Source organism: Nocardia sp. NPDC024068 (assembly GCF_040638875.1).
Classification (GTDB): domain Bacteria; phylum Actinomycetota; class Actinomycetes; order Mycobacteriales; family Mycobacteriaceae; genus Nocardia.
This window is the reverse complement of the sequence record NZ_JBEZYU010000017.1, coordinates 1-25,361: the sequence shown is the minus strand read 5'-3', so window position 1 is coordinate 25,361 and position 25,361 is coordinate 1. Positions and strand designations below refer to the sequence as shown.

Here is a 25,361-nt window from a genome sequence, read left to right as displayed (position 1 = left end):
CGCCGCGCGGATTACCGGCAGGCGTAGAAGTACGGCTTGTAGGCGCAGACGTCCATGTAGCCGCCGTCGCTGTCGTAGGTGACGCTGCGCTCGGCCGGGATCGCGTGCACCGGCTCGCTGCGGTTGCTCGGATCGCTCGGGAGGCTGTGGGTGTCGTTGTAGGTGCCGTTACCCGGGTGGCTGTCGCCGCGGGTGCTGTGGCCGACATCGGCGGAGGCCGTCTGCGTGGCCAGGGTGGCGGGGGCCAGCGCGAGCGCGCCGGCGAGGGCGGCGGCCACGGCGAACTTCTTGATCAGGGCGTGGGGGCGGGTGGTGATGGTCATGGTGGGCTCCGTTTCCGTGTGTTCGGCGTCTAGAACTTCTACGGCGGATCAATGTCTGTGGGTCCGTAGTTCTATGTGCCGCTATATAACGGTACGGTACACGAGTGCTCGTATTCGGGCGGTTTGGTTTTTCTCTCTGGTGGGAATAGTTGTGGTCAGCCCGATTCGATTACTCGCCCTCGGCGGCAATCAGGGAATGCGCAGGTCGTGGGTTGGCAGGCCTGCCGGCTGCCGGGCGGCGCCGATCAGGCGGTACGAGGATGGCCCCGGAGCGTGACGCGCTCCGGGGCCATGCCGTTCGTCCGTCTGTTCAGGTGGATCGGGGGCCGCAGATCAGGCGGGCCAGCTCCAGTCCGCGACCTCCGGGATGTCCTCGCCGTGTGTCCGGGTCCAGGTGCGGGCCCGCAGCCGCGCGTCCACCATCTCCTGCCGCAGTCCCGCTGCCTGCTGGCGCAATGCGGGCACCCGGTCGATCACATCCATCACCAGGTGATATCGGTCGAGGTCGTTGAGCATGACCATATCGAAGGGAGTGGTGGTGGTCCCGCGCTCTTTGTATCCCCGGACATGCATTCCGGCGTGGTTGGTGCGGCGATAGGTCAGCCGGTGGACCAGCCACGGGTAGCCGTGAAAGGCGAAGATCACCGGGGACTCACGGGTGAACAACGTATCGAATTCGCTGTCGGGCAGGCCGTGCGGATGCTCGTCGGACGGCAGCAGCCGCATCAGATCCACCACGTTCACCACCCGGACCCGCAGCCAGGGCAACTGCTCCCGCAGGATGGCGGCGGCGGCCAGCGTCTCCAGGGTCGGCACGTCGCCGGCGCAGGCGAGTACCACGTCCGGTGTCGTCGCCGGCTCATCGCGATTACCGGCCCAGCCCCAGATGCCGATCCCGCGTGCGCAATGCAGAGCGGCTTCGGTGGCCGGGAGCCAATCCGGCTGCGGCTGCTTACCCGCCACGACCACATTCACGTAATGCCGCGACCGCAGGCAGTGGTCGTAGACCGACAGCAGGGTGTTGGCATCCGGCGGCAGGTACACCCGGACGATTTCGGGCTTCTTGTTCATCACCACGTCGAGGAACCCGGGATCCTGATGGGTGAAACCGTTGTGGTCCTGGCGCCACACATGCGAGGACAGCAGGTAGTTCAGGCTGGCCAGCGGCCGCCGCCACGGGACCTCGGCGCTGGCGTCGAGCCATTTGGCATGCTGGTTGAACATCGCGTCGACGATGTGGACGAAGGCCTCGTAGCAGGTGAAGACCCCGTGCCGGCCGGTGAGCAGATATCCCTCCAGCAGGCCCTGGCACATATGTTCGGACAGCACCTCCACCACGCGGCCGGCGCGATCGAGCTTCTCGTCGTGGACGCCGATCTCGGCCTGCCAGTTCCGGCCGGTGACCTCGAGGATGTCCTGTAGCCGGTTGCTGGCCAGTTCGTCGGGGGCGAAGGTCAGGAAGTTGTCTGGATTGCGCGCGGTGACCTCGCGCAGCCAGCCACCCAGCACCCGCGTCGCCTCGTGGACGGTACGGCCCGGTCCGGGGACGTCCACCGCGTACTCGCGCCAATCGGGCAGCCGCAGGTCGCGTACCTGCTCGCCGCCGTTGGCCACCGGGTTGGCGCTCATCCGGCGAGTCCCGAGCGGAACCAGCGCCAGCAGCTCCGAGACCGGCGCCCCGGATTCGTCGAACAACTCCTCGGGCCGATAGGAGCGCAACCACTGCTCGAGTACCGAGCGATGGGCGGCGTCGTCCCGGGCGGCGGGCAGCGGCACCTGATGGGCGCGGAAGGTGCCCTCCACCGGTTTGCCGTCGACCTGTGGCGGGCCGGTCCACCCCTTCGGCGTGTGCAGCACGATCATCGGCCAGTGCGGCCTGCTGGTATCGGTGCCGTCCCGGGCGGCGCGCTGGATCTGCGCGATCCGCTCCAGGCAGGCGTCCATCGCCGCGGCCATGTCCTGGTGCACCTGTGCCGGGTCGCGGCCCGCGACGATCAGGGGCTCGTACCCGTTGCCCCGCAACAGCGAGACGAGTTCGGATTCCGGAATCCGGGCGAGCAGGGTCGGATTCGCGATCTTGTACTCGTTGAGCGCCAGTATCGGGAGCACCGCGCCGTCACGGGCCGGATTCAGGAACTTGTTGGCATGCCAGCTGCCGGCCAGCGGAGCGGTCTCGGCCTCACCGTCGCCGACCACACAGAACACCGTCAGTTCCGGATGATCGAGCGCCGCGCCGAACGCGTGCAGCAACGAATAGCCCAGCTCGCCGCCCTCGTGGAAGGAGCCGGGCGTCTCCGGGGCGCAGTGGCTGGGCACCCCGCCGGGGAAGGAGAACTGGGCGAACAACGCCCGCATGCCCTCGCGGTCGCGGGGGATATGGCTGTACAGCTCCGAATAGGTGCCCTCCAGCCATGCGCACGCATTGGGACCGGGGCCGCCGTGGCCGGGCCCGGCCACGAAGACCGCGTCCAGGTCGCGCGCCAGAATGGCCCGATTCGCGTGCACCCACACCAGATTCAGCCCGGGGACCGTCCCGAAATGGCCGAGCAGCCGGGGTTTGATGTGTTCCGGCGCCAGCGACTCCCGCACCAGCGGATTGCCCATCAGATAGATCTGCCCCACCGACAGATAGTTGGCGGCCCGCCACCAGGCGTCCAGTGATTCGAGCTCGTCGGGGCCCAGCGGACCTGTCGCCGTGGCGGACAGGACATAGGGCCGGGGTGCGAGGGATTCGCCACCGCTCGCACCCACATTGTCGGCGCCCGTATCCCCGCCGGTCTTCGCCAACTGCGTCATACGCCGAACCTCCTGGAGGTCGTGGTCGCAACGGCCGCCCACCCGCCGGGTGCGGTACTGCCACCACGATAGCTGTAGGTGTGCCGTACCGCGTCCGGTTCGGCGGGTACGAACCGGCGGCCATGCCATCGAAACGCTGTCGCAGGGCGGCATACCCGACCCGCGACCCGGTAACCGGCATGCCGAGACTTCCGGGAGTCGGACCGCTCGGCCCGGACGGGTTCCGGCGCCGCCGGGATCGCCCGGCCGTGGTGGCCGGCCGGGTGGCGGATAGGGTCCCCGCATGCAGACATTCGGCAGGATCATCGCCGTCGCCGCGGTCGGCGCGGCCGCACTCGGCCTCACCGGGTGCGGCTCGGAGGACAGCTCCGAGAGCACCGCCCCGACCACCACCGCGGCCGCCTCGGTGACCGCCCCCCCGCAGGCCGGCCCCACGGCCTCCAAGGGCCGCGAATGCGGCGCCGACGATATCGGTGTCGGCGGCGGCTACGGTGAGGTCCCGCAGATCACCATCCCCGACGACTGCGATCCGCCGAAACAGCTGATCGTCAAGGATCTGGTCCCCGGCACCGGCCCGGGCGCCGCCGCCGGCCAGCAGTTGAAGATGAACTACGCGCTGGTCACCTGGTCGGACAAACAGACACTGGACTCCTCGTTCGAGCGCGGCGAACCGTTCGAACTGACCCTCGGCTCCGGCATGGTGATCCCCGGCTGGGAACAGGGCCTGGAAGGGATGCAGCAGGGTGCCCGCCGGTTGCTGATCATTCCGCCGGAGCTGGGCTACGGCGCCGGCGGTAACGGCGTGCAGCCGAACGAGACGCTCGTCTTCGTCACCGACCGGCTGTAATACCGCCACCGGCCTGCAGCGCGAGCAGGCCGGTCAACTACCCTGGTCGGGATGCGTATCCCGGGCGCGTGAAACCGCAGGTGCTCGCCGCTTCGGACGGTACGCCGAGGGCGCGTACCCACGTGCCGTCGCCGACCACGCGCCACCATCCGGTGACCTGCACGTATGCGTGCGGGGCCGGAGAGAACACGAACCGACGAGAAACAAGGAGCATGTCCGTGAAGAGCACCGTCGAGCAGCTGAGCCCGACCCGGGTCCGGATCAATGTCGAGGTGCCCTTCGAGGAGCTGAAGCCGGACTTCGATCGCGCCTACAAGGCCTTGGCCAAGCAGGTGCGTATTCCCGGCTTCCGTCCGGGGAAGGCGCCGGCCAAGCTGCTCGAGGCGCGTCTGGGTCGCGGCGCGGTGCTGGAGCAGGTCGTCAACGACGCGCTGCCCGGTCGCTACAGCGAGGCCGTCACCACCTCCGAGGTGAAGGTGATCGGTCAGCCGGAAATCGAGATCACCAAGATCGAGGACGGCGAGGAGCTGGCGTTCACCGCCGAGGTCGATATCCGCCCGGAGATCACCCTGCCCGAGGACTACAGCGGTATCGCCGTCACCGTCGACGCCATCGAGGTGACCGACGCCGATATCGACGAGCAGCTGCAGTCGCTGCGGCAGCGTTTCGGGACCCTCACCGGTGTCGAGCGCGCGGTGCAGGACGGCGATTTCGTCTCCATCGATCTGTCGGCCACCGTCGGCGGCGAGGAAGTCCCGGAGGCCGCGACCACCGGGCTGTCGCACGAGGTCGGTTCCGGCCAGCTGATCGAGGGCCTCGACGAGACCCTGACCGGCATGTCGGCCGGTGAGTCCAAGGAGTTCACCTCCACCCTGGTCGCCGGTGAGCATGCCGGGCAGGAAGCGACCATCACCGTCACCCTCGGTTCGGTGAAGGAACGCGAACTGCCCGAGGCCGACGACGAATTCGCCCAGCTCGCCAGTGAATTCGACACGATCGACGAGCTGAAGACCGATCTGCGCGCGCGCGTCGAGCGGGTCAAGAAGGTGACCCAGGCCGGCGAGATCCGCGACAAGGTCCTGGAACATCTGCTCGACACCGTCGAGGTGCCGCTGCCCGAGGCCGTGGTGAAGGCCGAGATCGACGCCGTCGAGCACGACGCCGTCCACGGTTTCGACCACGACGAGGCCAAATTCGCCGAGGCGCTCGAGGCGCAGGGCTCCAGCCGTGAAGAGTTCGACGCCGACACCAAGGAAGCCGCGGAGAAGTCGGTGAAGACCCAGCTGCTGCTGGACGCCGTCGCCGAGGCCGAGGGCACCCAGGTCGGCCAGGAGGAGCTCACCGAGCGGATCCTGTTCCAGGCCCAGCGTTACGGGATGGCGCCCGAGCAGTTCATCCAGCAGGTGCAGCAGGCCGGCCAGCTCGGCGCGGTGTTCGCCGACGTCCGCCGCGGCAAGGCCCTGGCGGAGGTGGTGGTCCAGGTGACCGTCACCGATTCCGAGGGCAACACCGTCGACACCGACGAGATGTTCGGCAACAAGGCCGACGCCGACGCCGACGCCGACGCCGACGCCACCACCGAGGAATCCACCACCGACGCCGAGTAATTCCACGAGGACCGCGCAGAGAAGCCCTGGGACCGAGGCGGTGTTGGCCATCCGGAGACAGCAAACGAACAATCGCTGTCCGCGTTGTGCCCACACCCCGACCCCCAGGGCTTCCGCGTCCTCCCGATGGTCGCATCCAGTGGGCGGGGAGGTCGTACCTTTCCTTCATCCGTATGGTCAGCATCCAAGGTTCGGGGCCCGTCTCGGTTCTGGAGCGACGGAGCGAAGGAGCGCAGCGACTGAGCGCAGGAGTGAAGAACCGAGACACCAGGGGGCCCCGAACCCCCGCGCCGCCGGAGGCGGCGCCATAGATATTGCGCTCTGAGCGAATCGGGGTGGTACCGGGAGATCGGTGCCGCCCTGTTTCGTTAGTGTTTGTGACAGCAACGAGCCGGCGAAGAGAAGGCAGGTATCCGTGACAATCAACAAAGCCGAGGTCATGACAGCTCCGACCGCTGGGCTCAATCTCAGTGATTCGGTGTACGAGCGCCTGCTGCGTGAGCGCATCATCTTTCTCGGCACCCAGGTCGACGATGACATCGCGAACAAGATCTGCGCGCAGATCCTGCTGTTGTCGGCCGAGGACCCGACCAAAGATATTTCGCTCTACATCAACTCACCGGGCGGCTCGGTGAACGCCGGTATGGCCATCTACGACACCATGCAGTACGCCGAATGCGATATCGCCACCACCGCGATGGGTCTGGCGGCGTCCATGGGGCAGTTCCTGCTGACCGCGGGTGCGCCGGGGAAGCGTTTCGCGCTGCCGCACACCCGGATCATGATGCATCAGCCCTCGGCCGGTATCGGCGGTTCGGCCGCGGATATCGCGATCATGGCCGAGCAGTTCGCCTACACCAAGCGTGAGCTGAACGAGTTGCAGGCGCAGCACACCGGTAAGCCGGTGGAGCAGATCAATGCCGACGCCGACCGCGATCGCTGGTTCACGCCCGATCAGGCGCTGGAGTACGGCTTCATCGACCGCGTGATCAGCAATGCTCGCCAGGCGGGCGGCACGGGCAACTAGGGCGTCGCCGCGGATCCGGACCGGTGCGCGGTTCGTTTTCGCGAATCCGTCCGGCGGAAAGCTCACTCACAGACTTGGAGACGAATATGGCCAATCCGAACGATCCTCGCGGCCTGGGTGGTATCGCCCCGGCGGGGCCGCAGTCGCGCTACATCCTGCCGTCGTTCATCGAGCATTCGAGTTTCGGCGTCAAGGAGTCCAACCCGTACAACAAACTGTTCGAGGAACGCATCATCTTCCTCGGCGTGCAGGTCGACGACGCGTCGGCGAACGACATCATGGCGCAGCTGCTGGTGCTCGAATCGCTGGATCCGGACCGCGATATCACGATGTACATCAATTCGCCCGGTGGTTCGTTCACCTCGCTGATGGCCATCTACGACACCATGCAGTACGTGCGTGCCGATGTCGCGACCGTCTGCCTCGGGCAGGCCGCGTCGGCGGCGGCGGTACTGCTGGCCGCCGGTACGCCGGGTAAGCGGGCGTGCCTGCCGAACGCGCGGGTGCTGATCCACCAGCCTTCGGTCGAGGGCGGCATCCAGGGGCAGGTGTCGGATCTGGAGATCCAGGCCGCCGAGATCGAGCGGATGCGCCGCCTGATGGAGACCACCCTGGCCCGGCACACGGGTAAGGACGCGGACACCATCCGCAAGGACACCGATCGCGACAAGATCCTGACGGCCGAGGAGGCCAAGGAGTACGGGATCATCGATACGGTGTTCGACTACCGCAAGCTCAGCGCCCAGAAGTAGGGCGTGCCCGGATCCGGCGGGCCGTGCGAGCGCGGTACGCCGGACCGGGCGGGGGTGGGCCTGTGGCCCATGCGGATATCGCGGGCGCGTCGCCCGACACGCCCCGTTCGGCGCGGCGCGCGAAAAAGGCACCGCGACGAGGTATCCGCGTGAAACCCCGCACAACCGCGACGAGAAACCTGCCCGAGTTGTCGACCTCCATCGCGCACACCGGGTACGGTCAAACACAGGGACCTTTGTTCCCGGTTGACAGCACCGCCCACAGATCCGGGTGATACCGCCGGATTCGCTCCACCTCAGGCGGCGGCCGGCTGACAGCTGGACGGATGGTTGCACGCGAACAAGGAAGTAGGGACCCACGAGATGGCGCGCATCGGCGACGGCGGCGATCTGCTCAAATGCTCGTTCTGCGGAAAGAGCCAGAAGCAGGTCAAGAAGCTCATTGCGGGACCAGGGGTGTACATCTGCGACGAGTGCATCGATCTGTGCAACGAGATCATCGAGGAAGAACTGGCGGAGTCGAGTGAGGTCAAACTCGACGAGTTGCCCAAACCCGCGGAGATCCGGGATTTCCTGGAGAATTACGTGATCGGGCAGGACACCGCCAAGCGCACCCTCGCGGTCGCCGTGTACAACCATTACAAGCGTATTCAGGCCGGGGACAAGGGCCGGGATGCGCGCGGGGAGAGCGTCGAGTTGGCGAAGTCCAATATCCTGATGCTCGGTCCCACCGGTTGCGGTAAGACCTATCTCGCGCAGACGCTGGCGAAAATGCTGAACGTTCCGTTCGCGATCGCCGATGCCACCGCGCTCACCGAGGCGGGTTATGTGGGTGAGGACGTCGAGAATATTCTTCTCAAACTCATCCAGGCCGCCGATTACGATGTGAAGCGCGCGGAGACCGGGATCATCTATATCGACGAGGTCGACAAGATCGCCCGTAAGAGCGAGAACCCGTCGATCACCCGCGATGTCTCCGGCGAGGGTGTGCAGCAGGCATTGCTGAAGATCCTGGAGGGTACCCAGGCCAGCGTGCCGCCGCAGGGCGGGCGCAAGCATCCGCATCAGGAATTCATCCAGATCGATACGACGAACGTGCTGTTCATCGTGGCGGGCGCGTTCGCGGGCCTGGAGAAGATCATCTCCGATCGCATCGGGCACCGCGGGATCGGTTTCGGTGCCGAGGTCCGGTCCAAGGCCGAGATCGACACCACGGATCATTTCTCCGAGGTGATGCCGGAGGATCTGATCAAGTTCGGTCTGATTCCCGAGTTCATCGGCCGCCTGCCGGTCGTGGCCTCGGTGACCAACCTCGACAAGGATTCGCTGGTCAAGATCCTGTCCGAGCCGAAGAACGCGCTGGTCAAGCAGTATATCCGGCTGTTCGAGATGGACGGTGTGGATCTGGAGTTCACCCGGGACGCGCTCGAGGCCGTGGCGGATCAGGCGATTCTGCGGGGCACCGGGGCACGTGGGCTGCGCGCCATCATGGAAGAGGTGCTCCAGCAGGTGATGTTCGATATCCCGAGCCGCGACGATGTGGCCAAGGTCGTGGTCGACGCGGATACCGTCAACGACAATGTGCTGCCGACCATCGTGCCGCGTAAGCGGGAGCGCCCGGAGCGCCGGGAAAAGTCCGCCTGACGGCAGTCGCAATCGTTCCGATGCCGGATCGGGGCCTATCCTGATCCGGCTCGCAGTACCCTCGGTGACCACCCGGCATTCGTGCGATGTAGGAGCAGGTCATGGCGATACCGCGACGATGTGCACCCACACGGATGAACCGTGTGGGTGCTTTCGTATCTGTGCTCGGTGCGGCGGTGGCGGTCGTGCTGCTCGCCGCGCCCCCGGCCGCCGCGACCGTGCGTCAGGTGAGCGTGGCGCCCGATATGAATGCCGGCATCCGTACCAACTACGGCACCGGCTGCACGTACACCGTGCGAGCCTGGTTGAGCGAGGCGGTGTCACCGGTGACGTTCTTCGACAACGGGGTCCCGTTCCGCACCGTCCCGCCCCTCGGCGGTGGGCTGGCGCTGGCGCACTGGGTGCCCGGGTACGAGGGTGATCACACTCTGTCCGCGCTGCAGGCCGGCGGGGACGGTCAGGCGCCCACTGTGCGGGTCTTCGTCGGGCGCGGCGAGCATATCGGCTACGCCTGCTGGGTTATCTGAGCATCAGGCCCAGGGCACCCGGCAGGAATCGGTGCTGAATCCCTGGGCGGTGATACCGAGAGCGTGATTGCCCCGGGCCCGCGAGTTCTCCAGCGCGATCTGATAGGTCAGTTCGATCACCCCCGGGCGGCCGAAGCGCCGTTCGAGGTCGGCGACCTGGTCGTCGGTGACGGTCATCGGGGTGGCGGTCATGGCGTCGGCGTAGGCGATGGCGGCGCGTTCGTCGTCGGTGTAATGCGGCGAGGTCTCGTAGTCGGCGATGTGCTGGAGACGGTCGATATCGAGGCCGTCCAAGCGCTGCAGCATGGTGCCGAAGTCGACGCACCACGAGCAGCCGACGGTCCACGCCGTGCGGTACACCGCGATCTCGCGGATATTGGCGGGCAATTTCTTCGATGCCCGCTCGACGGCGAGTTCGTGGATGCCGCTCGCGATCAGGATTCCGGGGTGATGGGCCGAGACCGCGAATGGTTCCGGGACCTCGCCCATTCGCCGGCGGGCGAACCAGTACATCACCCGGGTCAGAGGTCCGGCGTCCTGCGGTGCGACTGCGGGGATGCGGGTTGTGCTCATCGATGCTCCTCGTGCCGGTGGTTATCGGTCTACAAGCAGGACGAGACAGGGGCGCTCCGCGTGACGCGGACGAGAATATGGCGCCCGGGGCGCCCACGATCTCGGCCCGGCGCAGCCGGAACTTGTGGGCAGGTGCCGGCTGCGTGATGGGGGCAGGGCCGGTCGTGGGCGACCCGGGCAAGCGATGCGGGCGGCTCAGCGCAGTCGAGTCGCCGCATCGCGGCTCATTCGGGTTCGACGGACATATCGTCGGCACCCCAGTAGGCGCGCATCCGGGTGATCCGGCCTTCGTCGTCGAATTCCATGGTGTCGATCGGGCTCAGCGTCATCCGCTGCCCGCCCGCCTTGGTGACCAGGGTGAAGACGAAGGCGGCATGGCGTCCGGCGATGCGGACGGTTTCCGGGGCAAGGCCGGTCTCTCGATCCAGGCTCGCGATCACGTTGTAGAACTCGCGGATGGCGTCGTGGCCCTGTTTCGGCTCGGTGCCGATGGGGTCCTCGATGATGGCGTCCGGAGCGTAGAGAGCGACGATATCCTCGGTCGGGCCCGAGCCGACGAGTTTCACATACTGCTCGACCACATCGCGGATCTCGCGTGCCATCATCACTCCTACCGAATTGAAACGTGTTCTAGGTTCGGCAGCGTAGCAGTCGTGTGGGTTTACGTCAGCGGATTGGTGCGGCGCGACCGAATACCGGGTAGCGGCCTCCGCCTCGTTGTCGAAGAAAAACTGCTGGTGGACGCGGTTGCCGCTGCTGGCGGGCGGGTATCGCCGCTGACTCCCTCGGTTCGCCGTTGAATCGCCGCCGTGCAGATTATGCGTCTGCCAGGAATGTCGGTCTGCCGACTCCGAGTGTTACGTGTTCCAGTGTCCGATCGCGCAGAATTCCCGGTCACGTGTGCAGCCGTTCCGCGAGCCACGATCCGGTCGCCAGTGAGAAATCATTGCTATGACTGCAGGTCCGACCGGTGTGTCTGCGGTTAGGTGTCGGTATTGTGATGTTGAATCGACCCGATCAACCAGATGTTCGAGCGACAAGTGGAAGCGGAGGAAATATGGCACTGCCAACGATGACCGCGGAACAACGCACGGAGGCTCTGGCCAAAGCGGCGGCGGTGCGCAAGGCGCGCTCCGAACTGATCGGTCAGGTGAAGGACGGCAAGGTTTCTGTAGCCGACCTGCTGCGCAAGGCCGACAGCGACGAGCTGGTCAAGAAGACGAAGGTGGTCGCCGTGATCAAGGCGCTGCCCGGCGTCGGTCCGGTGAAGGCCGCCAAGCTGATGGATCAGGCGGATATCCCGGAGGACCGCCGTATCGGCGGCCTGGGAGCCCGGCAGCGCGCCGCGCTGCTCGAGGCGCTGGCCAACTGAGGAGGGGGAGCGTTCCGTCGTGAACGCTCCGAACTCCGGCCGCGGGCCGGGCCGGTCGTAGCGCGACACGACCGGCATGGCCCGGGCGGGACGCGGTGGGGGTGGTTACTGTGGCGGTATGGCCGTTCGCGACGAAATCGAATCGTTCCTGGACGAGTACCAGTCCACGTTGAGCAGCTATGACGCGGAACGCACCGCGTCGTTGTGGGGGACGCCGGGCACCATCGTCGGTGACGAGTTCGTCGGCGCCCTGCATTCGCGCGAGGATATGGCCCAGGGGTTGGCCCAGGCGCATCCGATCTATCAGGCGCTGGGATTGTCCCGCGTCGATCATACGATCATCGAACTCGCCGAGTTGACCGCCGCGCTGGTCCGGATCCGGGTGCGCTGGCACTTCTTCGACAGCGACGACGCACTCATGGCCGATAGCGATTACGAATATGTGCTGCGTCGCGATGACGAAGGTTGGCGCGCCTATGTCGCGATCGATATCGACGCCGCGGAGCAGCTGTCCCGGCTGGCCGCGGAGAAGGGCGTCCGGTTGCCGGGAATGTGACCGATGCCCGGGCCGCCGGCGTTCACGCCCCGCGCCCGTCGCGTTCCGCGAGCAGGGCGGCGATACCGTCCAGAATCCGTTCGATCCCGAATTCGAGGGCGGCGTCCCGGCCCGGCGCGCCCGCGCCCGACGGCTCCGATAGTGCGGCGAGGACGGCGGGGAAGCGATCGCCGGCCATTTCCAGTGATGCGGCGATACCCCGGGAGAACGCCGCCTCGTTACCGCCGGGGCTCATCAGCTGCTGTGCCAGGCTGCGCACGTGGCCGTTGAGGACGACCAGGGTGTCCAGGCGTTCCGGTCCGCTGAGGGCGGTTCCGTCGAGGGCTCGCAGGGCGGTATCCATCCAGCCGAGTTCGTGGGGGCCGATCGGTCGCGCGCCGGTCAGTAATTCCATGACCCAGGGGTGGCGCCGGTAGCGTTCGAAGGTCAGCAGGGCCCAGGACCGGAGTCCTGGCCGCCACTGCGGTGCCGCGGCGGTATCGAATTCCGGTGGTGGCCCGAGCGCTGCCTCCAGCATCAGCGCGGTCAGTTCCGATTTGCCCGGGAGATGGCGGTACAGGGACATCTTGGTGTAGCCCAGCCGGTCGGCCAGGCGCTGCATGGAGAGTCCGGCCAGACCTTCGGTATCGGCCAGCCCGACCGCTTCGGTGACGATCGCGGCACGTGTCAGCGTGGGTTTCGGGCCCCGGGTCGGCCGCCGGTCGGTGCCCCAGAGCAGTTCGAGCACGGTCGGGGTCGCCATCGGGGGCCTTTCGAAAAGTCGTTGACGTGCCACCGTGTCTACCATACGCTAATCAGCGTCCATCATAAACAGTTTCCGGTGGACGCCGATAAGAGGGAGTTCGTCATGCAGAACCGCACGGTTCTCGTTTCCGGCGCGAGCATCGCCGGCCCCGCTATCGCCTACTGGCTCGACCGCTACGGATTCGACGTCACCGTGGTCGAGCGCGCCCCGGCCCTGCGCCCGGGCGGTCAGGCGGTCGACTTCAAAGGGTCGGTGCAGCGCACAGTGCTCGAACGGATGGGCGTCTACGACGAGATCCGGCGGCGCCGTACCGGCGCCACCGATATGGTCTTCGTGGACGCGGGCGGGCGAGAGCGGGCGCGGATCTCCGGAGATTTCACCGGCGGCGATATCGAGATCCTGCGGGGTGATCTCGCCGAAATTCTCTACGGGCTCACGGCACAACGCTGCGCCTACCTGTTCGGCGATTCGGTCAGCGCGCTGCGGGAGACCACCGACGGTGTCGAGGTCGAATTCGAGCGCGGCCCGGCGCGGCGGTTCGACCTGGTGATCGGTGCGGACGGTATCCATTCGCGGGTGCGCGGCCTGGTATTCGGGCCGGAAGAGCAATTCGTGCAGCACCGCGGCTACTACTACGCCATAGCGGGGAAGCCGCCGGCCGGCGAACTCGCCGACGGTCCGCGCCGGCGCGTGGCACCGGCCTACAGCGCGCCGGGACGGCTCGCGGTCCGGGGTGGCCCGAAGGCGCAGAGTTTGTACATGTTCGCCGCGCCCGCACTGCGATTCGCCGACGACGCCGAGAAGCGCCGCGTCCTGGCCGACCGTTTCGCCGGCATGGCGGGGGCCGTACCCGAGATGCTCGCCGAACTCCCGGATTGCGAGGAGTTCTACCTGGACGCGCTGGCCCGGGTGCGCCTGCCCGCCTACACATCGGGGCGCGTCGCCCTGGTCGGTGACAGCGCCTACGGGAATGCATTGGCCGGCTTCGGGACCGGTCTGGCGCTCGTGGGGGCCTATGTACTGGCCGGTGAACTCGCCGCCGCCGCGGGCGATCACACCGCGGCCTTCGCCCGCTACGAGCGGATCATGCGCCGGTACGCGAAGCTCGGCGGCAGCAGCAGCCCGGGTCCGTTCCTCGCGCCGAAAACCGCCTGGGGCCTGCGACTCCGCAATTGGTTCCTGGGGTCGCGCTGGTTCGGCCTGATGGACAGGTTCGCCGCCGGCGCCAAAGACGATATCGAGCTGACCGACTATGCCGGCGCGGTGGCGCGATAGCGGGCCTGGCCCCCCTCCGATGCCTGCCGAGCCGGCTGCCGGCCGACGTCACCCGGCGAGAGCGGATCCGCGGATCCGCTCCGGGTGGCTGTAGATGTTCATCGTTGCGCCACGGACGAAACCCGCGAGGGTGAGCCCGGAATCCTCGGCCAGGTCGACGGCCAGCGAACTGGGCGCCGAAACGGCGGCCAGCACGGGGATACCGGCAAGGACCGCTTTCTGCGCCAGCTCGAACGACGCCCGCCCGCTGACCACCAGGATCAGGTCGGAGGCCGGGATCCGGTTCTCCCGTAGCGCCCAGCCGATCACCTTGTCCACGGCGTTGTGGCGGCCGATGTCCTCGCGCACAGCGAGCAGCGCGCCGTCCGGTGTGAACAGGCCGGCGGCGTGCAGACCGCCGGTGGCGTCGAATACCGTCTGCCGGCCGCGCAGGACCTCCGGAAGCCCGGCCGCGACGGTCGCGTCGAGCAGTGGTTCCGGCGCCGGGATGGGGTGGCGGCTGCGCAACCGGATCTCCTCGAGCGCGGTTCGCCCGCACAGCCCGCATGCGCCGGTGGTCAGGAAGGGCCGGGCCGGAAGCGCGACCGGGGCACGGAGATCCACGTCGAGCACGTTGTAGGTGTTGCGGCCCTCGTCGTCGGTACCGGCGCAGTAGCGGGCGGTATGGATATCGGACGCGTCGGCGATCAGGTTCTCGCCGAACAGGAATCCGTGCACCAGGTCGATATCGTTGCCCGGGGTGCGCATGGTGACGGTGAGAGATTCCCCGCGCACCCGGATTTCCAGGGGTTCTTCGACGGCCAGGGTGTCGGGGCGGATGATCTCGCCGGACGGCGTGAGACGCCGCATCCGGCGTCGTGCGGTGACTCGGCTCATCGCGGCCCGGGCCGGTGGATATGGGCTTCGAGCCGGACGGTGACGGCCTTCGATACCGGCGTATTCGATCGTGCCGCTACGTGGTCCAGCGGTACCAGCGGATTTGTCTCGGGATAGTAGGCGGCCGCGTTGCCGCGCGGTGTGGGGTAGGGAACCACCCGGAAGCCCTCGACCCGGCGTTCGACGCCGTCGGTCCATTCCGACACCAGATCGACGAGATCGCCGTCGCGGAAACCGAGTTCGGCAATATCCCCGGCATGTACCAGCACCACCCGCCGGCCGTGATGTACGCCCCGGTAGCGGTCGTCGAGTCCGTAGATCGTGGTGTTGTACTGGTCGTGGCTGCGCAGGGTCTGTAGCACCAGCCGGCCCGGTGGAACCGGGACCCAGTGCAGATCGTTGACCGCGAAATTCGCTTTGCCGGTGGCGGTGCGGAACTCGCGGGCATCGCGCGGCGGATGCGGGAGCACGAAACCGTTGCGCTGCCGGACCCGCGTGTTGTAGTCCTCGCAGCCGGGTACGACCCGGGCGATGGCATCCCGGATGCGGTCGTAGTCGTCGCGGAATTCCGCCCAGGGCACCGGATGATCCGGGCCCAGCAGTTCGCGGGCGAGTTCGCAGACGATGGCGACCTCACTACGCAGTTCCGGTGAGACCGGGGTGAGACGGCCGGTGGACAGATGCACCATCGACATCGAATCCTCGACCGAGACCTGCTGGCGTACACCGTTCCGGAGGTCCAGATCGGTCCGGCCCAGGGTCGGCAGGATCAGCGCGGTGGCGCCGTGGACGATATGGCTGCGGTTGAGTTTGGTGGATACCTGGACCGTGAGCGCGCAGCCCCGTAATGCCGCCTCCGTGACGGCGGTGTCCGGGGTGGCGGCGACGAAATTGCCGCCCATACCGAAGAACACCCTGGCCCGGCCGTCGCGCAGGGCGCGGATGGCGGCCACGGTGTCGTACCCGTGCGCGCGGGGGCTGGTGATATCGAACTCGCGGTCGAGGGCTTCGAGGAACGAATCGGGGACCTTCTCCCAGATGCCCATGGTGCGGTCGCCCTGCACATTGGAATGCCCGCGTACCGGGCACACCCCGGCGCCCGGTTTGCCGATCATGCCGCGGGCCAGCAGCAGGTTGGTGGCCTCCTCGATGGTGGCGACCGCATGCGTGTGCTGGGTGAGACCCATCGCCCAGCACAGGATGGTCTTCTCGGACCCGGCCAGCAGCGCGGCGGTGCGGTCGAGGTCGGCGCGGGTGAGCCCGGTCGCCTCGACCACGGTATCGAGATCGACGGCGCGGATATGTCGTTCGTACTCGTCGAACCCGGCGGTATGCGACTCGAGGAAGGCGCGGTCCAGGACCGTGCCCGGCGCGCGGTCCTCGGCGTCGAAGAGGAGTTTCGCCAGGCCCTGGAACAGGGCCATATCGCCGCCGAGCCGGATCTGCAGGAAATCGTCGGCGATATCCACACCGGTGGTGAGCCCGCGCACGGTTTGCGGATCCCGGAAGCCGATCAGCCCGGTCTCCGGCAGCGGGTTGATCGCGATGATCCGGGCGCCGGACTTCTTGGCGTCGGCGAGTGCGCTGAGCATCCGGGGATGGTTGGTGCCCGGGTTCTGCCCGGCCACCAGGATCAGATCGGCGGCGGCGAAATCGTCGATGGTGACCGAACCCTTGCCGATCCCGATCGAGGCGGTGAGCGCGGTCCCCGAGGACTCGTGACACATATTGCTGCAATCGGGCAGGTTGTTGGTGCCATAACTGCGGACCAGCAGCTGATACAGGAACGCCGTCTCGTTCGCGGTGCGGCCGGAGGTGTAGAACACCGCCTCGTCCGGAGATTCCAGGTTCCGGAGTTGCCCGGCGATCAGGCGGTAGGCGTCGTCCCAGGAGATGGGGGAGTAGTGGGTATCGCCGGGACGCAGCACCATCGGGTGGGTGAGCCGGCCCTGACGGCCCAGCCAGTAACCGCTCTTCCCGGCGAGATCGGCGAGGGAGTGTTCGGCGAAGAACTCCGGGCCCACGGTGTCGAGGGTCGCCTCCTCGCCGACCGCCTTCGCGCCGTTCTCACAGAACTCCGCGGGGCGGCGATGACCCGTCGGCTCCGGCCAGGCGCAGCCCGGACAGTCGAACCCGTGCACCTGGTTCACCCGGGCCAGCGAGCGCGCGGTGCGAACCACACCCATATCGGAGACGGCCCGCTGCAGGGCGACCCCGACCGCCCGCAGGCCCGCCGCCTGGGTTTTCGGCGGTGTGACGGTGAGTTCCGCCTCGTCGATATCGTCGGCCGGGCTGTTGCGGTGCATACCGCCATTGTGCGCCGGGCCGGCCGGCGGCGCGGTGGGGGCACCGGCTCAGGACGAGCCGTTCCCCGAATCCTGGTAGGTCAGGACCTGTTCACTGATCCTGATACGGCCGCCGGGCGGCAGTTCGGTGGGCGACTGGCTGATCCTGGTCCACCGGGGTTCGCCGGGGGTGGAGACGAAGGTGCCCGCCGCGGTCCCGGCATCGCGCAGGAAAACCTTGCCGCCGTCGACCGCGAGGTAGGCGTGCACCCGGGAGATATGCCTGTCCCGCTGGAGCACCAGTGGTGCGGCGGTGTTGCGGCGCACCGATTCGTCGACCGACGGGCCCCGGCCGATGACGTACGCGCGGTCCAGCGGGTAGGCGGTCCCGTCCTCGGCCACCAGGACCGGGGCGGCGGGGTGCCGGCCCTCGTCGTGTCCGCGGGACGCGTACGGGTGTCCCGGCTCCTTACCGAGGCGGACCGGTTTCTGCTCGGCTCCGGCTCGTCCCGGCTTCGCCTCGGGCTCCGCGCGAGCCCCCTTCGTCTGCGGCTCCACCCGAGCCGCTTTCGTCTGCGGGTCCACCCGAGCCGGTTTCGCCTGAGGGCCGCCCGAACCGATCGCCTTCGCCGCGGTACCGGCGCGGGATCGCTCCGCCTCGGGACGGATTCGGACCGGTTCCGCCTTGACCCGGGGCCCCGGTGCGGCGGACCAGGCCCGGGTACCGGGCAGTGGATCCGCGGCGGGCGATCCCGCGAACCCGGTGGGCGGGCCGGAATCGGATTCGGGTTCCGGTTCGGCGGCGGCCAGTCCGGCCGGGGCGGTGGCCGCGGGCTCGTTCGGGGTGCCGGCGGCCACCACGGCGGCGGGATTCTTCGCGCGTTTGGTGCGGCGCACCGCGGCGTGGATCACGAAACCGCCGCCGGGAACCACACCGGCGCGGAGGTCGGTGCGCGGATACGGGGTGACCCGTGCGTCCGAGCCGGGGCCCACCGCGAGGGTGCGCACCGGATCACGGAGGATCTCGTCGACCCAGGTGAAGGCGCGCGCCCCGACCAGGGTCCGGGTGCCCTCGGCGCCGGAGATGGACGCCGACACCGGACCCCGCAGCAGGACCAGCGTGCCGTCGGCGGCCGGTGCCACCAGCCCGAACGGGGGTGGTTCGGATCCGGTTCCGAAGACGACGGCCGCGAGCCGCTGCGCGATGGCCGCACCCGGATGTTCGGCATTCGCCACGGCCTCGACGGCGCCGAGTATCCGCTCGGTGGACGCGTTGGCGCCCACCAGGTAGATCACCACCTCACCGAAGCGCGCGACCAGGCCTTCACCCGGCGCGATACCGATGGTGGACGTATCGACGCGCACTCACGGCTCCTTCCTGGCGCAGCACCGGATCCAGCATAGATGCGGATCCGTTACCCGGCGTGTGAGATGGGGACGACAAGAGGGCCCGTACCGGGACGGGTCACACCGCCGGTCGGCTCCGGAAAGGAACCTATGACGTTCATCAGCGCGAAAGTCACCGCGAACCCGACAGTGGTCGCCGGATACCGCGCACTCCCCGGCCCGGATATCCGAATCGTCCCGTTCGTGTCCCGGGCCCGCGCACCGTGGCTCCGAGAGGGGTCCCGGTCGTGATCCGGGAGGCGACCGTCACCGATATCCCGGTGCTGCAAGATATCGAGGTGCGCGCCGGGCAACCCTTCGCCGACGTGGGGATGACGGCCGTGGCGGGCGACGAACCCCTGCCGGCGGAGACGCTGGGCGAATTCGTCCTCGACGGCCGGGCCTGGGTGTGGGACCCCGGCGACGGAGTGCCGGTGGGCTATCTGATCGCGAGCGTTGTCGACGGGATGGCCCATATCGACCAGGTGTCGGTGCTGCCCGGACTCCGCGGGGCCCGGATCGGACGCCGTCTCATCGACCGGGCGGTGCGCTGGGCCGCCGACGGGGGACTACCGGCGATAACCCTCACCACGTTCACCGAGGTGCCGTGGAACGGTCCCTACTACCGACGACTGGGATTCCGGTACCTCGACCGGTCCGAGGAGACACCGCAACTGCGCGCCCTGCGCGCCGCCGAAGCCGCGCACGGCCTGGATATGTGGCCGCGGGCCTGTATGCGGGCCGAGATCGCGACCTGGCGCTACGCCTGATCATCGGCTCCAGCCGGCCACGGCGGCCGCCGCGGCCGGCTCGGCCGCCGCGCGGTCGCCCGGGACCAGGCCGATCCGGGTGCGGCGGTCCAGCAGGTCGCCGGCGTCCAGGGCGCCCTCCTGCGTGAGCGACCAGGCGAACTCGGCACCGATCACGTCCAGTCCGGGGGCCACCGGTCCGGCCAGGTCCGGATTCGCCGCGGCCAGCGCGGCCACCGCGGGGGCTTCGGCGCCGTAACGGTCGATCAGCAGTTGCGGCGCCGCGAGCCCGTCCCGGGCCGCCCCGGTGACAGCGCCCACCAGCGGTAGATCGGTGGTGCGGCACGGTCCGGCGACAAGCCCGCCCCCGGCGACCGCCGTGTCGACCGCGTCCTCGGCCATTTTCCGGTACGTCGTCAATTTGCCGCCGACCACGGTGATCACGCCGTCCGGGGAGGTGAGGACCGCATGCTCGCGGGAGATATCGGCGGTACTGTCGCCCTCGGTCCGCAGCAGTGGCCGCAGGCCGGCGTAGGAGCCGCGGATATCGCTGTGGGTCAACGGGATACGCAGCACCGTGTTCACCGTGTCCAGCAGGAAGCCGATCTCGGATTCGGACGGGCGGGGTTCGTCGGACACCGGTCCGGGCGCGTCCTCGTCGGTCAGTCCCAGATATACCCGGCCGTGCGGGGCGGGTAGCGCGAAGATGAACCGGCCTACCGTCCCCGGCACCGGAACCGTGAGCGCGGCGGTGAGCCCGCCGAACGCGGCGGCGTCGAAGACGAGATGGGTACCGCGACTGGGCCGCAGGCGGATGCTGGGGTCCACCAGATCCGCCCAGACCCCGGTCGCGTTGATCACCGCCCGGGCACGTACGGCCAGCGTCTCGCCGGTGCGGGTATCGCGCAACGTGGCCCGGTCGCCGTGCACCGATTCGGCCGCGACCCGGGTCAGTACGGTGGCGCCGTGCGCCGCCGCCGTCCGCGCCAGCGCGACCACCAGCCGCGCATCGTCGACGAGCTGTCCGTCCCAGGCCTGCAACCCGCCGCGCAAACCGTCCCGCCGCACCGTGGGCGCCAGCCGCAGCGCTTCGGCCCGGGTGACCCGGCGCGAGCGTGGCAGCATCGCGGCCGGTGTACCCGCGGCCACCCGCAGGGCGTCTCCGGCGAGGAAGCCGGTGCGGATGAGGGTCCGGGCCGGGAATCCGATCCCGGGCAGGAGCGGAACCAGTTGCGGTAGCGGCCGCACGAGATGCGGGGCGTTGCGGGCCAGCAGGATGCCGCGTTCCACCGCGCTCTCGTGCGCGATGCCGATCTTGCCGCTCGCCAGGTAGCGCAACCCGCCGTGGACGAGTTTCGAACTCCACCGGCTGGTGCCGTTGGCCAGATCGGATTTCTCCACCAGGACGGTGCGCAGGCCGCGCGCGGCCGCGTCCAGGGCGACTCCGGCGCCGGTGACGCCGCCACCGATGACCAGCAGGTCGATATCGGGGGCGTCACCGAGCGCGGCGAGTTCGCGGCGGCGGCGCCCGGCGTCGAGTGCGGGACCGGGGTGTGGGGGTGTGGTGTCGGACATCTGTTCGCGGCACGGGTGCGTCGCCGGACGCCGTGCGCTACTCCTTCCGTGACGGGGGAACCCCGGGGGGCTGTGACGAGGGGGGAGCCGCGGGGGGCTGCGACGAGGGAGCCGCGGGGGGCTGTGACGAGGGAGCCGCGGGGGTTGGCGATGAGGGAATCCCGGGGGCGAGGTAGGCATCCAGGGCGTGGCGCAGTTCGGTATCCATCGCGTCGTCGTCGAGCAGATCGGCCACGGTGGTCGCCGACTGCACCGCCGATTGCGCGATGAGCAGCACCATGGCCGCGAGCCGGCCGGGATCCTCGCCGCGGATCGACCCATCGGCCTGGCCCTCGCCGATGGCCGCGGTGAACAGGTCGAGCAGCTGGCGCTGATTACGGCCCAGGCGGCCGAACACATAGGTCAGCATCAGATCGGTATCGGTCCGGAAGATCTTGCCGAACAGCGGATTCGATCTGACCGCGGCCGCCCCGGTCACCACGCCGGTGATCAGCCGTGTGCGCGCGGGCCCGGTGCCGGGCATGGCGGTGGCGACGATGGCGCGCAGTTCCCGGACCAGGAGTTCGCCGATGAGCGCGCGGCTGTCGGGCCAGCGCCGATAGACGGTGGGCCGGCTCACCCCGGCCCGCCGGGCCACCTCGGTGAGTGTTGTGCGCCGGACCCCGAACTCCGCCACGCATTCCCGCGCCGCGTCCAGGATCGTCTGATCGACCGGCGCGGGGCCGGGGTCCGGGAGACCGGTGCCGGTGGACACGGATTCCGCCCTCACTTTCGGGACCGGGCAGTTACTGCTTGACAGAACATGTCAAACTGTAACGCATGACCACACGGCGCGGCCAGACCGAGCACCACCCCAGTGACGCCGACCCGGCCCACGGCACCGAACGGCCCGATATGGTGTGGGATGCCTGGGGCGTCCCCGAGGGCCGTACCACGCTGCCCGAGCCGATCCGCGGTCTGCTTACGCAGGTGTTCGGGGTCTCGGGGGAGCTCGCGGCGCGTCGCGATGAGGGCGACGTGGCGCTGCGCCCGCTGGTCCTCCCCGAGGACCGGCGGGCCGGTCTGACCGATATCGTCGGAGCCGGGCACCTCACCACCGCGGCGGGCGAACGGCTCCGGCATGCGGGTGGCAAGAGCACCCTCGACCTGCTGCGACGCCGCGACCGATCTCCGCAGGACGCGCCGGATGCCGTGGTGTACCCGGCCGACCACGAGCAGGTGGCAGCGGTTCTCGCCTACTGCTCCGCGCACGGTATCGCCGTGGTCCCGTTCGGTGGCGGCACCAGCGTGGTGGGCGGAGTGGATCCGGTCCGCGGACGATTCGACACCGTGATCGCCCTGGACCTGCGTCGGCTCGACGCCCTCCTGGATTGCGATCCGGTTTCCGCGACGGCCACCTTCGGTGCGGGTGTCACCGGCCCGCGCGCCGAAGAACTGCTCGCCGCGCACGGATTCGCACTGGGGCATTTCCCGCAAAGTTTCGAGTTCGCCAGTATCGGCGGATTCGCCGCGACCCGGTCCTCGGGACAGGCGTCGGCCGGATACGGCCGCTTCGACGATATGGTCCAGCGCATCCGGGTCGCCACCCCCACCGGAACCGTGGACCTGGGGCGTGCGCCGGCTTCGGCCGCCGGCCCGGATCTGCGGGAACTGTTCGTGGGCTCCGAGGGCGCCCTGGGGGTGCTCACCGAAGTCACCGTCCGGGTTCATCCGGTCCCCGAAACCACCGCGCATACGGCCTGGTCCTTCCCCGATTTCGCGACCGGCGCCGCCGCGCTGCGCAGCGTGGTGCAGACCGGCGCGGCCCCCACCGTGCTGCGGCTGTCCGACGAGGCCGAAACCGGGCTGAACCTGGCCCGGGCCGGTGATATCGGCGGTGCCCCGGTCGCGGGATGTCTCGCCGTGACCACCTTCGAGGGCACCGCCGCGCACGTCGCCGCGCGCAGCGCGGAAGCGGCGGAACTGCTACGTGCCGCGGGCGGAACGGAATTGGGTCCCGGACCCGCGCGGGACTGGGAGCACGGCCGCTTCGCCGCGCCCTATCTGCGTGACGCGCTGCTCGACGCCGGGGTGCTGTGCGAAACCCTGGAAACCGCGACCACCTGGAGCCGGTTGAGCGAACTGAAGACGAAGGTCACCGCGGCGCTCACCGAAACGCTCACCGCGCAGGGGACTCCCGCGCTGGTCATGTGCCATATATCGCATACCTATCCCACCGGCGCGTCGCTGTATTTCACGGTGGTCGCGAAACTGCTCGACGAACCGATCGCCCAATGGCGCGCCGCGAAGCAGGCGGCCGGCGACGCCATCGCCACCGTCGGTGCGACCATCACCCACCACCACGCGGTCGGCGCCGACCACCGGGCCTGGCTGCCCGGCGAGATCGGCGAAGTGGGCATCCGGATCCTGCGCGCGGTGAAACGCGAAATCGACCCGGCCGGCATTCTCAACCCTGGCACACTGCTGCCATGAGCGACGCCGATCGCCCCGGGGCCGATATCCGTACGGTGCGCTCGGTCGCCGTGGTGACCAATCCCTCGTCGGGCCAGGGCAAGGCACGGGAGGCCGCCGCCACCGTGGTCCAGCTGCTCGCCGCGGCGGATATCGACGTCCTCGAAATCCACGAGCCCTCCGCCGCGGGCACCCGCCGCCGGGTGGGCGAAGTACTCGCCGGCGACGCCCCGGATGTGGTGGTGTGCGCGGGCGGCGACGGCCTGGTCAACACGATCCTCGAACCCCTCGCGCACAGCGGCATCCCGCTGGCACTGGTCCCGGCCGGTACCGGCAACGACCTGGCCCGCGAACTCGGTATCGGCGACGATCCGCGCCCGGCCGCCGACCTGATCCGGCACGGGCGGGTGCGCACCATCGACCTGGGCCGGCTGGAACCCGCCGACCACGAACCGATGTGGTTCGCCACCGTCACCTGCACCGGTTTCGACGCCCGGGTCACCTTGCGCGCCAACCGGATGCGCTACCCGCGGGGCCGGCTGCGCTACACCTTCGCCGCGGTCGCGGAAATCGCGCACGGAATCGCCGTCCCCTACCGGATCGAACTCGACGGCGGCGATCACCCGGACACCGTCATCGAAACCGAAGCCCTGCTCGCGGCAGTCGGCAACACCACCACCTACGGCGGCGGCATGCTCATCTGCCCCGACGCCCGCTGCGACGACGGCCTGCTCGACCTGACAGTCGTCGGCAAGGTGTCGCATGCGGAAATGCTGCGGATCCTGCCCGCCCTCTCGGCGGGCAAACGCATCGAGCACCCCGCGGTATCCCAGTACCGGGCACGTTCACTGAGCCTGCGCGCCCCCGGCGCCCCGGCCACCGCCGACGGCGAACCGGCCGGCCGGCTACCGCTGACCGCGCGGGTCGAACCCGCGGCGCTGACCGTCCTGATTCCCTGAACACGGCTTACGCGGCGAAACGCACCTCGCGCAGCCGGTCGGCCGCGCGCCGGTCGAGCAGCACCACCGACGCCGGCGCCGGTTGCAGACCCGTACCGTCCTCCACCCGGCGCACCAGGCGTCTCCACCGCCACACATGCCAATGGAACGATGCCCGCCCCACCCGCCGCCCACGCGCGAACTGACCAGCCCGCGCGGACTCCGCCGGCACATCGAGCAGCACCATATGCAGTTCACGACCCTGCCGCAGCGCCCAGCGGGCCAGCATCCCGCGGGTGAAATCGACAGTGCCGCAGTCATGGATCACCACCGGGCCGCGATGATCGCGCAAAGCGATCCAGATCCGGTGGAAATGCACCATATGCACCACCGGACGCCACAGCGGGTAAGGCAGCCAGGACAGCCGGGGCCGCCACGAATTGCGGGCCTGGATCGAATCGAACACCAGCGACTCATCGGGCCCGGGTGAGGCGTGCTCGGCCTCCGGCCCGGCATCGAAAAGCCTGCGCAGCGCGGTGCTCTTACCGGCCCCGGGTATTCCGGCGAAGATCACCGCCGCGGTTGCCGGATAGTACAGCGACCCCGCGTGCCGGCCGCGTAGATCGTCGAGGCCCCGAGGGCGGAGGATTTCCGAATCCGATTCCGGTAGGACGGCTTCGGGCGGATACAGCGGCACGGAATCGAGCGGGGGGTTCACTCGGTCCAGGGTCCCCAGTGTGACCGATTTCGGCAAGATGTGTACTTCCGCCGGTGATCCAGGGGGGTCGGCCGGTGCCGGCGGTCCATACCCCTGGCCCGCCCGTGACCTGAGAATATCCGCTCTGAAGCTGAGAATTGCTTATGGATTCAGGGCGACGGGCCCGAACGACGGTAGTCTGATCGGTGTAGGCGGAGTCCTCGGTGTCCCTCATCCACCGAAGGCTCCGCCTCTTTAATTTTGGAGCGGCTCCGCCGCTCGAGGGTTCGGCCCTCTTGGCGTCTGCTGTCAGCCCTCGAGACTCGTGGCTTCGCCACATGCGCTTCGAGGGCTGACAGC

Annotated in this window: 24 protein-coding genes; 13 read left to right on the top strand and 11 right to left on the bottom strand. The window is 68.7% G+C overall.

What is annotated here, in order from left to right; all coding sequences use genetic code 11:
* Window positions 1–11: 11 nt before the first annotated feature.
* Window positions 12–323, bottom strand: coding sequence for a hypothetical protein (locus AB0F41_RS16120; RefSeq protein ID WP_357424377.1), 312 nt, complete (start codon window positions 321–323; stop codon window positions 12–14).
* Window positions 324–656: 333 nt separating this feature from the next.
* Window positions 657–3,119: a phosphoketolase family protein gene (locus tag AB0F41_RS16115; RefSeq protein ID WP_357424375.1), complete on the bottom strand. Its 2,463-nt coding sequence runs from the start codon at window positions 3,117–3,119 to the stop codon at window positions 657–659.
* A 283-nt stretch (window positions 3,120–3,402) separates the two neighbouring features.
* Between AB0F41_RS16115 and AB0F41_RS16110 the strand changes: the two genes are divergently transcribed.
* From AB0F41_RS16110 to AB0F41_RS16085, 6 genes are all read left to right on the top strand, one after another.
* A complete protein-coding gene (locus AB0F41_RS16110) occupies window positions 3,403–3,966 on the top strand; it encodes an FKBP-type peptidyl-prolyl cis-trans isomerase (RefSeq protein WP_357424373.1) in 564 nt (187 codons plus the stop codon).
* A 218-nt stretch (window positions 3,967–4,184) separates the two neighbouring features.
* Window positions 4,185–5,573, top strand: a complete 1,389-nt coding sequence (tig, locus tag AB0F41_RS16105; protein WP_357424371.1) for a trigger factor — start codon at window positions 4,185–4,187, stop codon at window positions 5,571–5,573.
* Between the two features lie 439 nt (window positions 5,574–6,012).
* Window positions 6,013–6,600 (top strand): ATP-dependent Clp protease proteolytic subunit, encoded by a 588-nt coding sequence (locus AB0F41_RS16100; RefSeq protein WP_357424477.1) that lies wholly within the window; start codon window positions 6,013–6,015, stop codon window positions 6,598–6,600.
* A gap of 86 nt (window positions 6,601–6,686) precedes the next feature.
* Window positions 6,687–7,352: an ATP-dependent Clp protease proteolytic subunit gene (locus tag AB0F41_RS16095; protein WP_357424369.1), complete on the top strand. Its 666-nt coding sequence runs from the start codon at window positions 6,687–6,689 to the stop codon at window positions 7,350–7,352.
* A gap of 363 nt (window positions 7,353–7,715) precedes the next feature.
* Window positions 7,716–8,996, top strand: a complete 1,281-nt coding sequence (clpX, locus tag AB0F41_RS16090; RefSeq protein ID WP_357424367.1) for an ATP-dependent Clp protease ATP-binding subunit ClpX — start codon at window positions 7,716–7,718, stop codon at window positions 8,994–8,996.
* A gap of 143 nt (window positions 8,997–9,139) precedes the next feature.
* Window positions 9,140–9,523 carry a hypothetical protein gene (locus AB0F41_RS16085; protein WP_357424365.1) on the top strand — a complete coding sequence of 128 codons (384 nt, stop codon included), beginning with the start codon at window positions 9,140–9,142 and terminating at the stop codon, window positions 9,521–9,523.
* A 3-nt stretch (window positions 9,524–9,526) separates the two neighbouring features.
* On the opposite strand, the gene AB0F41_RS16080 is transcribed toward AB0F41_RS16085, so the two are convergent.
* Complete coding sequence (locus tag AB0F41_RS16080; RefSeq protein WP_357424363.1) at window positions 9,527–10,096, bottom strand: carboxymuconolactone decarboxylase family protein; 570 nt, start codon at window positions 10,094–10,096, stop codon at window positions 9,527–9,529.
* Window positions 10,097–10,320: 224 nt separating this feature from the next.
* Window positions 10,321–10,698: a nuclear transport factor 2 family protein gene (locus AB0F41_RS16075; protein WP_357424361.1), complete on the bottom strand. Its 378-nt coding sequence runs from the start codon at window positions 10,696–10,698 to the stop codon at window positions 10,321–10,323.
* A gap of 455 nt (window positions 10,699–11,153) precedes the next feature.
* On the opposite strand from AB0F41_RS16075, the gene mihF reads away from it, so the two are divergent.
* Window positions 11,154–11,468 carry an integration host factor, actinobacterial type gene (gene mihF, locus AB0F41_RS16070; protein WP_030523251.1) on the top strand — a complete coding sequence of 105 codons (315 nt, stop codon included), beginning with the start codon at window positions 11,154–11,156 and terminating at the stop codon, window positions 11,466–11,468.
* A 118-nt stretch (window positions 11,469–11,586) separates the two neighbouring features.
* A complete protein-coding gene (locus AB0F41_RS16065; protein ID WP_357424359.1) occupies window positions 11,587–12,024 on the top strand; it encodes a nuclear transport factor 2 family protein in 438 nt (145 codons plus the stop codon).
* Between the two features lie 22 nt (window positions 12,025–12,046).
* Here AB0F41_RS16065 and AB0F41_RS16060 read toward each other — a convergent pair whose 3' ends face one another.
* A complete protein-coding gene (locus tag AB0F41_RS16060) occupies window positions 12,047–12,766 on the bottom strand; it encodes a TetR/AcrR family transcriptional regulator C-terminal domain-containing protein (protein ID WP_357424358.1) in 720 nt (239 codons plus the stop codon).
* Window positions 12,767–12,844: 78 nt separating this feature from the next.
* Between AB0F41_RS16060 and AB0F41_RS16055 the strand changes: the two genes are divergently transcribed.
* Window positions 12,845–14,044 carry an FAD-dependent monooxygenase gene (locus tag AB0F41_RS16055; protein WP_357424356.1) on the top strand — a complete coding sequence of 400 codons (1,200 nt, stop codon included), beginning with the start codon at window positions 12,845–12,847 and terminating at the stop codon, window positions 14,042–14,044.
* 48 nt (window positions 14,045–14,092) lie between these two features.
* On the opposite strand, the gene fdhD is transcribed toward AB0F41_RS16055, so the two are convergent.
* The 3 genes from fdhD to AB0F41_RS16040 are packed head-to-tail and all read right to left on the bottom strand — an operon-like array spanning window position 14,093 to window position 18,570.
* Entirely contained in the window at window positions 14,093–14,920 is an 828-nt protein-coding gene (fdhD, locus tag AB0F41_RS16050; protein ID WP_357424354.1) for a formate dehydrogenase accessory sulfurtransferase FdhD, read from the bottom strand.
* Complete coding sequence (locus AB0F41_RS16045) at window positions 14,917–17,226, bottom strand: FdhF/YdeP family oxidoreductase (protein ID WP_357424352.1); 2,310 nt, start codon at window positions 17,224–17,226, stop codon at window positions 14,917–14,919. The genes fdhD and AB0F41_RS16045 overlap by 4 nt, the downstream gene beginning before the upstream one ends.
* Before the next feature lie 48 nt (window positions 17,227–17,274).
* Window positions 17,275–18,570, bottom strand: a complete 1,296-nt coding sequence (locus tag AB0F41_RS16040; protein ID WP_357424350.1) for an FHA domain-containing protein — start codon at window positions 18,568–18,570, stop codon at window positions 17,275–17,277.
* A gap of 132 nt (window positions 18,571–18,702) precedes the next feature.
* Between AB0F41_RS16040 and AB0F41_RS16035 the strand changes: the two genes are divergently transcribed.
* Together AB0F41_RS16035 and AB0F41_RS16030 are read left to right on the top strand one after the other, a co-directional pair.
* Complete coding sequence (locus AB0F41_RS16035; protein WP_357424348.1) at window positions 18,703–18,843, top strand: hypothetical protein; 141 nt, start codon at window positions 18,703–18,705, stop codon at window positions 18,841–18,843.
* Window positions 18,840–19,361, top strand: coding sequence for a GNAT family N-acetyltransferase (locus AB0F41_RS16030; RefSeq protein WP_357424347.1), 522 nt, complete (start codon window positions 18,840–18,842; stop codon window positions 19,359–19,361). Before AB0F41_RS16035 ends, AB0F41_RS16030 begins: the two co-directional genes overlap by 4 nt.
* Here AB0F41_RS16030 and AB0F41_RS16025 read toward each other — a convergent pair whose 3' ends face one another.
* Together AB0F41_RS16025 and AB0F41_RS16020 are read right to left on the bottom strand one after the other, a co-directional pair.
* Window positions 19,362–20,915, bottom strand: a complete 1,554-nt coding sequence (locus AB0F41_RS16025; protein ID WP_357424345.1) for a glycerol-3-phosphate dehydrogenase/oxidase — start codon at window positions 20,913–20,915, stop codon at window positions 19,362–19,364.
* Between the two features lie 37 nt (window positions 20,916–20,952).
* Complete coding sequence (locus tag AB0F41_RS16020) at window positions 20,953–21,669, bottom strand: TetR/AcrR family transcriptional regulator (RefSeq protein ID WP_357424343.1); 717 nt, start codon at window positions 21,667–21,669, stop codon at window positions 20,953–20,955.
* 140 nt (window positions 21,670–21,809) lie between these two features.
* Between AB0F41_RS16020 and AB0F41_RS16015 the strand changes: the two genes are divergently transcribed.
* Window positions 21,810–23,387, top strand: a complete 1,578-nt coding sequence (locus AB0F41_RS16015) for an FAD-binding oxidoreductase (RefSeq protein ID WP_357424475.1) — start codon at window positions 21,810–21,812, stop codon at window positions 23,385–23,387.
* A complete protein-coding gene (locus AB0F41_RS16010) occupies window positions 23,384–24,325 on the top strand; it encodes a diacylglycerol kinase family protein (protein ID WP_357424341.1) in 942 nt (313 codons plus the stop codon). The genes AB0F41_RS16015 and AB0F41_RS16010 overlap by 4 nt, the downstream gene beginning before the upstream one ends.
* Window positions 24,326–24,332: 7 nt before the next feature.
* Here AB0F41_RS16010 and AB0F41_RS16005 read toward each other — a convergent pair whose 3' ends face one another.
* Window positions 24,333–25,022 (bottom strand): hypothetical protein, encoded by a 690-nt coding sequence (locus tag AB0F41_RS16005; RefSeq protein ID WP_357424339.1) that lies wholly within the window; start codon window positions 25,020–25,022, stop codon window positions 24,333–24,335.
* Between the last annotated feature and the right edge of the window lie 339 nt (window positions 25,023–25,361).